At 63.2% G+C, this 582-nt stretch carries 1 pseudogene; it reads left to right on the plus strand.

From position 1 onward, the window contains the following. Positions 1-98: 98 nt before the first annotated feature. Positions 99-582 (plus strand): annotated as a pseudogene (locus JMF86_RS34930) (ferritin-like domain-containing protein); the annotation flags it as partial.

Consider the following 582-nt stretch of genomic DNA (forward strand, 5'->3'; position numbering starts at 1 on the left):
CTTTAGCGACAAACGACACGTGCACATGGCCGCTCGAAAATACGCGATGACGGAAGCTGTGCAAGAATCTTTCGATCCGTAATCGCATAACAATAGCCATGACCGACACGCTGCAGGAAGAGCATGCAGCCGCAGATCACGCGATGCGCAACTGGACCTTCGAGAGGCAAGGTCCCGTCCGGATCGGTTCCGACGCGCACAAGCAGATGTTCTGTCGGATGCTGCTCGACACACACAACCCGTACAAGCCGGCCGTGATCGACTGGCCGGCGCTCCAGCCGGCCGAACTCAGACGGCTCACGTCGCTGCCGATCTGGGACATCGCCGTGCAAACCGAAGGCCGCGCGTCGATCCGCGTGGCTACCTACGCCGCGACGGTCGACGATCCGCTGCTGCGCCGCGCGCTCGAAATGGACGGCGGCGAGGAAGCCCGCCACAAGGTCGTGCTGTCGAAGCTGGTCGAGGCGTACGGCATCCGGCTCGCGCCCGAGCCGGCCTACCCGGCGCCGACCGATCCCGAATGGTCGTGGATGATGACGGGCTTCAGCGAATGCATCGACAGCTTTTTCGCGTTCGGCCTGT

The organism is Burkholderia sp. E168m15 (assembly GCF_016586105.1).
Taxonomy (GTDB): Bacteria; Pseudomonadota; Gammaproteobacteria; order Burkholderiales; family Burkholderiaceae; genus Burkholderia; species Burkholderia orbicola.